Genomic DNA, 8,208 nt, shown 5'->3' on the forward strand with positions numbered 1-8,208 from the left:
TTTGCGCGGCTTGAAAGAGCGGTATGAAGTCCATCATGGAGTGAAAATTTCGGATAATGCGTTAGTTGCGGCGGCAACTTTATCAACGCGGTATATTAGCGACAGGTTTTTGCCAGATAAAGCGATCGATCTGATGGATGAAGCTGCCGCTCGTCTGAAGATGGAAATCACATCTAAACCAGAAGAACTAGACGAGATCGATCGTAAAGTCCTGCAACTGGAAATGGAACGGTTGTCGGTAAATAAAGACACTTCTAGCTCGGCCCGCGAACGCTTGCAAAAGATCGAAAGAGAACTCGCCGATCTTAAGGAAGAACAACGCGCCATGACCGCACAGTGGCAATCGGAGAAGGATATTATTAGCAATATCCAAACCATCAAAGAAGAGATCGACAAAGTAAATATCGAGATCCAACAAGCCGAACGCAACTACGATCTCAATCTTGCCGCCGAACTCAAATACGGCAAACTGATCGAACTCCACCGCAAACTCGAAACCGCCGAAGTCAAACTCGCCCAATCGCAAACCACCGGCAAATCCCTGCTCCGCGAAGAAGTCACCGAAGCCGACATCGCCGAAATTATCTCCAAATGGACGGGGATTCCTCTGACTAAATTAGTCGAAACCGAACGGGAAAAACTCCTCCACCTTGAAGACGAACTCCATCGCCGCGTGATCGGGCAAGAAGAAGCTGTAACTGCCGTCGCTGAAGCGATTCAGCGATCCCGCGCCGGACTCTCCGACCCCAACCGCCCGATCGCTAGCTTCATCTTCCTCGGCCCTACCGGCGTCGGTAAGACTGAATTGGCTAAAACCCTCGCCAACTACCTGTTCGACGCCGAGGACGCGCTGATTCGGATCGATATGTCCGAGTATATGGAGAAACACGCCGTCTCCCGCTTAATTGGTGCGCCTCCTGGCTATGTCGGGTACGAAGAAGGCGGTCAACTGACCGAGAGCATCCGCCGTCGTCCCTATGCAGTCATCCTATTCGACGAACTCGAGAAAGCGCATCCCGATGTGGTTAACGTCCTGCTGCAAGTCCTCGATGACGGGCGCGTCACGGATTCCCAAGGGCGGACGGTAGACTTCAAGAATACGGTGATTATCATGACCAGTAATATTGGTTCGCAATATATTCTGGATCTCGCTGGCGATGATAGTAAATACGATGAGATGAAGTCTCGCGTATTGGAAGCTCTCAGTCATAATTTCCGTCCCGAATTTCTCAACCGAATCGACGATACGATTATTTTCCACAGTCTCCAACGCACCCAACTGCGGAGCATCGTCAAAATCCAAGTCGCCCGCCTCGAACAACGGTTACTCGATCGCAAGTTGTCGCTCAAACTGGCCGAATCCGCACTCGATTACATCGCTAATGTGGGTTACGACCCCATATATGGCGCGCGACCGCTCAAACGGACGATCCAAAAAGAGCTGGAAACGATTATTGCCAAAGGGATTTTGCGCGGTGATTTCAAAGAAGGCGATACCATCTTTGTCGAAGTTCAAAACGACCATTTGGCCTTCAGCCGTTTACCTGCCACAATTCTGATGCAAGAAAGTTAAGTTAATATGCAACAAACCCCCGATATCTACAGATATCGGGGGTTTATGTTCGAGTAGAAACCCAGCACCACCGATGTCAATTGCTAAGTGCAAAAATCTGTAGGTTGGGTTGAAGAATGAAACCCAACACACTTAACCAAAGGTGAGGGCATTGGGTTTTGCGGCTCTGCTTGGTGCAACGCACGCTGAGGAGACCTCAGCGCGATTGCATCCGCGCTTGGTGCAACGCACGCTGAGGAGACCTCAGCGCGATTGCATCCGCAACCCAACCCACAGTCCTAACTACCTACAACTGGCAGCCTATGAATTAAATCGATGTAGTGATGGTGCAATTGCGATCGATCTGAATTTATGCAGCTAGAAATAACCGAATACGATCGGTCGTCCAGATCGCGACACCACAACCAAAAAAGTCATTGTCTTCCGTCCAAATCGGACAATCTAACAGCAGAGCAGCCGCCACAATCGGCCAATCATTGACATCACGGGCAGCAATCCGTTGCTTCGCTTCAACTTCGTATCCAGAATAGACATCAGCATCAACGATCTCAATTAGATGAATTAGACCCGCCAACACAGCTAAAGCCTCATCAGGTGGCAGATTGCGCTTTTGGAACAGGATCGGCAAATATTTGACAGCATCATCAAGGCAAAGATCTGGGGTGAAAAACTGTGTAGTGGGTGAAAATTCTTGAATCAGCTCTCGGACTTTCTTCCCCAGCACAGCACGCACCACAATATTGGCATCAAGCACAATTTTTTTAGGATTAGACATGGATGGACTCTAAAGTTGCTGCGAGCGCAGTTGGCGAAACTCTGCCAGCAACGTGTCTTCATCAATCCCATGTTCTAGCAAAAGAGCATCCAGGGCTGCTGCGGCACGTTTGAGAGATTCCTGTTCTGACTCAGCGGGCTGTAGCTGGGTCGGAAAAAAGTAGCCTACTGTTTGCCCATGCCGCAGGATCGCCATAGGAGCAGAAGAACTGAGGTATTTGGCTAAATTATCTCTAAAATCTTTCATCCCAATTTTTTGCAGCATATTCTACCTGACGAAAATTGTGTACCGCTGTGTACACAATTTTAACACGTCTGGCATTGGGCTGAAGATCCACAACAGTTGCCTAAAACTGATGAGATCTGTAGGTTGGGTTGCGGATGCGCAATACGTAGGGTTCCCCGAGGGTTTAGCGGCGTTTTTATCTCTAGGGTTCCCCCCGAATAAAAAACGATAAGACAGCGAACCAAGCAGAGACGCTTGGCACGAGGAGATCGTCTAGCGACACGTCTTCGCAGCGCGTAGGGCGAAGCCCCGCCAAAGGCGGATGCATCCGCAACCCAACCTACAGTCTTAAAGATAGCGAGTGTCTGTTTTCGAGCTTCAAAGTGAAGCATCAATTTACTAGTTGTTTTGTATTAGGACAAGATGTGAGAATAGCTTAATTCTAGGGGTAGCGATTCGCTGCTCCTTTTTTTTTGATGCTCGCTTGCGGCACGATCTTGCCCACAAACCCGACTTCTTCTCTTCGAGACGCTACGCGAACGAGAAGTCGGGTTTGTTTTTTTAGGACACGATCGCTCAAATCCCTTCTATACACTTACTTGAGGAATTTTAAGTGCCAGTTCTCGATCGTGTCAACTCGTCCGATCCAGGGAGAGTCATCACAAAACTTATAGATTTTATTCGATATTCTGTTCAAAAAATCATGGTAAACCTCTATGCATAGAGAAGCAGATGAGATAAGCTTGTTTATTAATGAAGCTAATCTATGAATCGATTAATGAAACACTTAATAAATAGTCACATTGGCTCAATTCATAGTTAAAAATCTATTGTTTCTAAATATCTAACTCTATCGATCGATTTAATCCTCGTGAAATAGGTAAATAACTGTCAAATATAAATTTAAACAGAGCTGATATGGAACACCTAGTCAACCAATCTCGCCGCAAATTCATCCTCACTGCTGGCGCAACAGCGATCGTCGGATTGGGATTAAAAGGATGCAGTACTGGCAATTCTGGCAGTCAATTAGCACCGATTAAAGCTGCTAGTGCGGCTGGTGGCAATGAGACTACTAAAGCCAGAATTGGGTTTATCGGTCAAACTGATGCGGCACCATTAGTAATTGCTAAAGTCAAAGAATTATTTGCAAAACACGGGATGCCAGACGTAGAACTGGTCAAACAACCCTCTTGGGGTGTCACTAGGGATAACCTCCAAATCGGCTCGGCTGGAGGCGGTTTGGATGGGGCGATGGTATTGAGTCCGATGCCTTATCACATGAGCATGGGCACGATTACGGTGAATAATAAAAAGCTGCCGATGTATGTGGTGGCGCGCTTGAATACTGGCGGACAAGGCATATCGGTAGGCAATCGTTATCAAGATGCCAATGTTAGTTTGGATGCTTCTAAGATTAAAGAAAGAGTCGAGCGAGAGAGAGCAGCAGGAAACTATCTGCGATTTGCCCATACTTTTAAAGGTGGTAATAGCGATCTGATGTTGCGCTATTGGTTGGCTGCGGGGGGTATCGATCCAAATCAAGATGTGATTAGTTTGGTGGTACCTGGCTCGCAATTAGTCCCCAATATTAAAGTCAATAATATCGATGGTTTTTGCGTCGGCGATCCTTGGCACGTTCGCTTAATTAACCAAAAGCTCGGTTATACAGCACTAGTCACGAATGAATTTTGGCAAGATCATCCTGAAAAAGCTCTGAGTTTTCGGAGCGATTGGGTAGATCGGCATCCGAATGCGACTAAATCGATCGTCAAAGCATTAATGGAAGCACAACAATGGTGCGACAAGCCCGACAATCGCCTGCAAATGGCGCAAGTTATCTCCGATCCAGAGTGGGCAAAAGTACCAGTTAAAGATGTCAAAGATCGACTGACTGGCACGATCGACTATGGCAATAATCGCCCAGTTGCAGCAAATAGTCCGAATATTATGCGCTATTGGGACAACCATGCTAGTTACCCCTATAAGAGCCACGATCTGTGGTTCTTAACTGAAAATATGCGGTGGGGGCAAATTCCCACCAATACCGATACGAAACAAGTAATCGATCGAGTCAACCGAGAAGATATTTGGCGGGCGGCTGCGAAGGAATTGAATCTCACCGCCGAGCAGGTTCCGGCTACTACTTCGCGGGGAGTGGAAACATTCTTCGATGGTGTGAAATTCGATCCGGCTAATCCTACCGCCTATTTAAACAGTTTGAAAATTAAGCAAGCATAGCTAAATCTTGCGCATGACGCTATTAAATTTTTAATTACAATCCAGGAGAACTCATTCATGGCAAGATCTATCAATCGCCCCCAGGCTAGTGTACTCGATCGACTATTAAGCAATCGCAAAACCCGCAAGATCGTCGCACCGCTAATTGCGATATCTGCAATTTTAATTATCTGGCAGTTACTCACATTGAGTCCCGATGCCAATTTACCCAGTCCAACTAAAGTAATCTCTCAAACTTGGGAATTAATTATCGATCCTTTCTTTGACAAAGGTGCGACGAATAAAGGACTATTTTGGCAGATTTGGGCGAGCGTCCAACGGGTATTACAAGGATTCACACTAGCGGCGATCGTCGGGATTTCGGTGGGAATTGTTATCGGTACGAATGAATTTTTATACGATGCTTTCGATCCGATCTTCCAAATTTTACGGACGATTCCCCCTTTGGCTTGGTTGCCGATCGCGTTAGCTGCATTTCAACAATCTAATCCTTCAGCAATTTTCGTAATCTTTATTACTTCGATCTGGCCGATTATTCTGAATACGATCGCTGGCGTTCAACAGATTCCGCAGGATTATATCAACGTTTCTAAGGTATTGCAATTATCTAGGAAGGAGTACTTTCTGGATGTAGTTTTCCCTGCGACTGTTCCTTATATTTTCACTGGCTTGAGAATTGGTGTCGGTTTATCTTGGTTGGCGATCGTTGCTGCCGAAATGTTAATTGGTGGTGTGGGGATTGGGTTCTTTATCTGGGATGCCTGGAACGCAGCAAATATCAGTCAGATTATTATCGCTTTGATTTATGTCGGTTTAGTCGGTTTGTTATTGGATAAATCGATCGCGTTTATTGCGACAAAGGTTGTTCCTGACGAACATAAATAATTAAAGGCAGACATGCTGATATTTCGAGAAGGGGAGGGCGGGTTTGTTTAGGCATTTCTATTACTGATAATATTGCCAGCATTGTCTTGTCGCGCTGCTTGGTGCAACACATGCGGAGGAAACCTCCGCGTGGTTGCATCCGCTAAACCGTCGGGAAACAAAGGCGTGCGGGAGCCGCTGCCCACCCTAAGAGTCTACAAGTCTCAACCTACGAATATACAACCCTATATTAAAGGCCAATAAAGATGCATAGTTTTGTTGAAGTTGACCAAGTTGGAAAAACATTTAATTTAGCGAATGGTGGTAGTTATATCGCCTTAAAAGGGATCGATTTGAATATGAAAAAGGGAGAATTTATCTCTCTAATCGGACACTCTGGATGTGGGAAATCAACCCTCTTAAATATTATTGCTGGCTTAGATGGTGCGACTGATGGCGTGGTTTTAGTAGATGAGACACCCGTTACCAAACCCGGCCCCGATCGCATGGTAGTATTTCAAAATTATTCCCTGTTGCCGTGGTTGACTGTCCGCGAAAATATTGCGATGGCTGTCAATAAAGTACTGCAAGGTTTACCCAAAGCCGAACGCGAACAGATTGTCGAAGAAAGTATCGATATGGTGGGTTTACGGGCTGCTGCCGATAAGAAACCAGGACAACTTTCTGGAGGGATGAAACAGCGAGTTTCGATCGCGCGAGCATTTTCGATTCGTCCGAAAGTATTGCTATTAGATGAGCCATTTGGAGCGTTAGATGCGCTCACGCGTGGCGGTTTGCAAGAGCGGTTGATGCAGATTTGCGAAGAAAATCACGTTACGGCGGTAATGGTGACTCACGATATCGATGAGGCATTATTACTATCCGATCGCATTATCATGCTCACCAATGGCCCCGAATCGAAAATCGGCCAGATTTTAGATGTCGATATTCCCCGTCCGCGCAAACGCTTAGAAGTAGTCGAACATCCCAGCTATTACAGTTTGCGGAGTGAGATGATCTACTTCCTCAATCAACAAAAACGGGTGAAGAAAATCCGCGCTCAAAAGCAAACTGTAATCGCTCGGCATGGTTTGGAAAAGGTCAATATTCAACTGGGATTCGTCCCGTTAACTGCTTGCGCGCCGCTGGCGATCGCTAAAGAAAAAGGCTTCTTTATCAAACATGGTCTAGATGAAGTCACATTGGCGCGAGAATCGAGCTGGCGAGGGATTGTCGATGGGATTAGTGGTGGCTATATCGATGCCGCGCAAATGCCCTCTGGGATGCCTGCTTGGCTGACTTTAGGTGGTAATAATGATGTACCGTTACCAGTAGTTACCGCCCTCACAATGGCGCGTAATGGTAATGCAATTACCTTAAAAGAAGAGTTCTATCAACAGAATATTAGAACACTCGATGACTTCCACACATTTATCTTAAATACCCCAGAGAAACGTCACAATTTTGGGATGGTACACCCATCTTCAATGCACAATCTCTTGCTCCGGTATTGGTTGGCGGCTGGCGGTATCGATCCTGACAAAGATGTGAATCTAATGACGATTCCTCCCGCCCAAATGGTAGTGGATCTCAAAGCTGGCACGATCGATGGTTATTGTGTCGGCGAACCCTGGAATTATCGGGCGGCTAGTGAAGGTAAAGGCTTTACAATTGCCTCCGATTTAGGCATTTGGAACGGTCATCCTGGTAAAGTATTGGGTGTACGCGAAGACTGGGCAAATGCTTATCCGAATACCCATATCGCACTCGTCAAAGCATTACTCGAAGCCTGTCAATATTGTGCCGATCCTAATAATGTCAATGAAATTCGGCATCTGCTATCGCAAAAAGAATATCTTGGGATGAAAGCCGAATATATTACGATCGCCGATCCATATAATGATTCTGGTATCTACGACCCGCACAAAGAATACGCTCACCCGCAGTTTTTTGGTAATAGTTTAAATCGTCCCAGTCGTACCGAACAATTGTGGATTATTACCCAAATGGCCCGCTGGGGAATTACCCCATTCCCGCGTAATTGGGTTGAGATTTTGGAGCGCGTTTGTCGAACCAGTACTTTTAGTACCGGATCGCGAGAACTGGGTTTTGATGTCGATTATAACCTCAATACGATCGAGTTATTCGATGGGGTGCCATTCAATGCCAAAGATCCGATCGCGTATCTGAATAGTTTGAAAATCAAACGTCCGATTTCAGTTGCAGAAGTTATCTTATAATACGCCCAAATCAACCATCTGTAGGGGCGGGTTTGCGTCGCGCGCACGCCTTTGTTTCCCGACGGTTTAGCGGATGCAACCACGCGGAGGTTTCCGACCCATGGCTTGCACCAAGCAGCGCGACAAGACAATGCTAAAAGACCCGTGCTTAAAACAACTTTATAACAAACCCGCCCACCCCACCATTAACCAACCGATCGTTTAAATCCAGAGGATAATATCATGACAGCATTTAAAGCCATTCCTCAGAATTTTCAAAAGTTAGATGTCAAAAGTCATTTCCTACTAGT

Annotated in this window: 6 protein-coding genes; 4 read left to right on the forward strand and 2 right to left on the reverse strand. The window is 46.2% G+C overall.

Annotated elements, in window-relative coordinates; all coding sequences use genetic code 11:
- On the forward strand, window positions 1–1,573 hold a 1,573-nt coding region (locus RMO84_RS01560), incomplete at its 5' end, for an AAA family ATPase (protein ID WP_310486694.1).
- 349 nt (window positions 1,574–1,922) lie between these two features.
- Here the strand turns inward: RMO84_RS01560 and RMO84_RS01565 are convergent.
- The gene (locus RMO84_RS01565; RefSeq protein WP_310486695.1) at window positions 1,923–2,348 is read right to left on the reverse strand and encodes a PIN domain-containing protein; all 426 of its coding nucleotides are present in this window, start codon (window positions 2,346–2,348) and stop codon (window positions 1,923–1,925) included.
- A gap of 9 nt (window positions 2,349–2,357) precedes the next feature.
- A complete protein-coding gene (locus tag RMO84_RS01570) occupies window positions 2,358–2,612 on the reverse strand; it encodes a hypothetical protein (protein ID WP_310486696.1) in 255 nt (84 codons plus the stop codon).
- Window positions 2,613–3,491: 879 nt separating this feature from the next.
- Here RMO84_RS01570 and RMO84_RS01575 point away from each other — a divergent pair.
- The 3 genes from RMO84_RS01575 to RMO84_RS01585 all read left to right on the forward strand — a co-directional run bounded on the left by RMO84_RS01575 (window position 3,492) and on the right by RMO84_RS01585 (window position 7,918).
- Entirely contained in the window at window positions 3,492–4,814 is a 1,323-nt protein-coding gene (locus RMO84_RS01575; protein ID WP_310486697.1) for a CmpA/NrtA family ABC transporter substrate-binding protein, read from the forward strand.
- A 57-nt stretch (window positions 4,815–4,871) separates the two neighbouring features.
- The gene (ntrB, locus tag RMO84_RS01580) at window positions 4,872–5,699 is read left to right on the forward strand and encodes a nitrate ABC transporter permease (protein ID WP_310486699.1); all 828 of its coding nucleotides are present in this window, start codon (window positions 4,872–4,874) and stop codon (window positions 5,697–5,699) included.
- 245 nt (window positions 5,700–5,944) lie between these two features.
- Window positions 5,945–7,918: a nitrate ABC transporter ATP-binding protein gene (locus tag RMO84_RS01585; protein WP_310486700.1), complete on the forward strand. Its 1,974-nt coding sequence runs from the start codon at window positions 5,945–5,947 to the stop codon at window positions 7,916–7,918.
- The last annotated feature ends 290 nt before the right edge of the window (window positions 7,919–8,208 follow it).

Source organism: Chamaesiphon sp. VAR_69_metabat_338 (genome assembly GCF_031423935.1).
GTDB lineage: Bacteria > Cyanobacteriota > Cyanobacteriia > Cyanobacteriales > Chamaesiphonaceae > Chamaesiphon.

Bases quoted from the DNA above. Each gene is read 5' to 3' on its own strand.
- RMO84_RS01570 (WP_310486696.1), bottom strand. From the start codon at position 2,612: ATGCTGCAAAAAATTGGGATGAAAGATTTTAGAGATAATTTAGCCAAA.
- RMO84_RS01575 (WP_310486697.1), top strand. From the start codon at position 3,492: ATGGAACACCTAGTCAACCAATCTCGCCGCAAATTCATCCTCACTGCT.
- ntrB (WP_310486699.1), top strand. From the start codon at position 4,872: ATGGCAAGATCTATCAATCGCCCCCAGGCTAGTGTACTCGATCGACTA.
- RMO84_RS01585 (WP_310486700.1), top strand. From the start codon at position 5,945: ATGCATAGTTTTGTTGAAGTTGACCAAGTTGGAAAAACATTTAATTTA.
- RMO84_RS01565 (WP_310486695.1), bottom strand. From the start codon at position 2,348: ATGTCTAATCCTAAAAAAATTGTGCTTGATGCCAATATTGTGGTGCGT.